This is a genomic window from Bacillus sp. mrc49, from assembly GCF_002803435.1.
Map to the genome: position 1 here is coordinate 1 of NZ_PHNG01000504.1, position 1389 is coordinate 1389.

Below are 1389 nucleotides of genomic sequence, written 5' to 3' on the forward strand. Positions count from 1 at the left end.
AATGATATAACCGAGGAACAGGGCTCCTGTATCCCCCATGAAGATCTTTGCCGGGTGAAAATTATATTTCAGGAAGCCAAGAGTGCTTCCAATTACGATCAAGGCTACCGTGGCAACGAATAAATCGCCTTTGATAAGCGCCATCGTTGCGATCGTCACTAATGCAATGGTTGAAACACCACCTGCAAGTCCATCGAGGCCATCTATCAGGTTGATGGCATTGATGATGCTGACAATCCACAAAATGGTGATCGGTATACTAAAAACATCAAATTCAAGTGTATCGGTAAAGAACGGCAAATTGATGAATTCCACCTTAAGACCGCCCCATAATACGATGATGAGGGCAGCCAAAACCTGGCCCAGGAATTTGGGTGCGGCTTTTAATTCATAGATATCGTCAGCCATGCCGATCAATATGATTATGAGAGCGCCGACCAGGAGTGGCAATTGTCCCGAGAAATCTTTCGTAAAGAGTAAAAAAGTAATGAAAAAACTCAAAAATATGGCTAAACCGCCCATTCGCGGCATAATTTTACTATGCACTTTTCGCTCATTCGGTTTATCGGTAGCTCCTAATTTAAAGGCCAGTTTTCCGACAAAAGGAGTCAAAAAAATGGATAATAAAAAGGATACCAACAAGGCCCCAATTAACATTAAGAACCACCTCAATTCAACTAAAAATCTAATACCCGTAACGATCTATAAGAAAACCTATATATAAATGGTTATTTTAATTTTTCATCCTCAAATAAACATTATATACGTTTTCAGCTAAAATCTCTATAGAAAAGTTGTTTTTTGCAAATTTTTGTAAATCCGACCCTATCTTTGTCAGTTCCCCGGATTCCTTCAATTCCAAAGCATGAAAGATGGCTCCTGCAAGTTTGCCGGCATTTCCTATTTCCGTAACCCAGCCCTTGCTCCCATCGGGAATCAATTCCTTCACACCGCCAACATCGCTCGTGATGGCAGGCAGGCTCGACCTTGCCCCTTCAAGCAGAACAAGCGGGAAGCTCTCGCTTAAGGATGTCAGCAATGTGACGTCCCCCAACGGATAAATTCTTTCAATATCTGCCCGATGCCCCAAAAAGATGACGTTACCGGATAAACCGGTTTCGAGGACGATCGTTTCCAAGGTCTTCCTCCTACTCCCGTCCCCTACAAGCATTAGTTTAACATGCGGTGACTTGGAAACCACGGTTTTCAATGCCTTCAACGCATATTCATGGCCTTTCACCGGTTCCAGTCTTGCAGGCATGATGATGATGAAGTCATTTTCCCCAAGCCCAAAATCACCTCTCTGAAAGGGAATCGGCATTTCTTTTTTGAAGTCAATCCCATTCAGGATCTTCGTGACCTTGGACGGATCGATTCCTTGATCGATCA

The 1389-nt window shown here is 43.1% G+C and carries 2 protein-coding genes; both read right to left on the minus strand.

The genetic code is table 11. The annotated features are described in order from the left end of the window. Window positions 1-657, minus strand: a 657-nt coding sequence (locus tag CVN76_RS04865; protein WP_198512483.1) for a glycosyltransferase family 4 protein, incomplete at its 3' end; no start/stop codon positions are given. A 76-nt stretch (window positions 658-733) separates the two neighbouring features. Continuing rightward, window positions 734-1389: glycosyltransferase (locus CVN76_RS04870; RefSeq protein ID WP_157805527.1), on the minus strand; the 656-nt coding region annotated here is incomplete at its 5' end.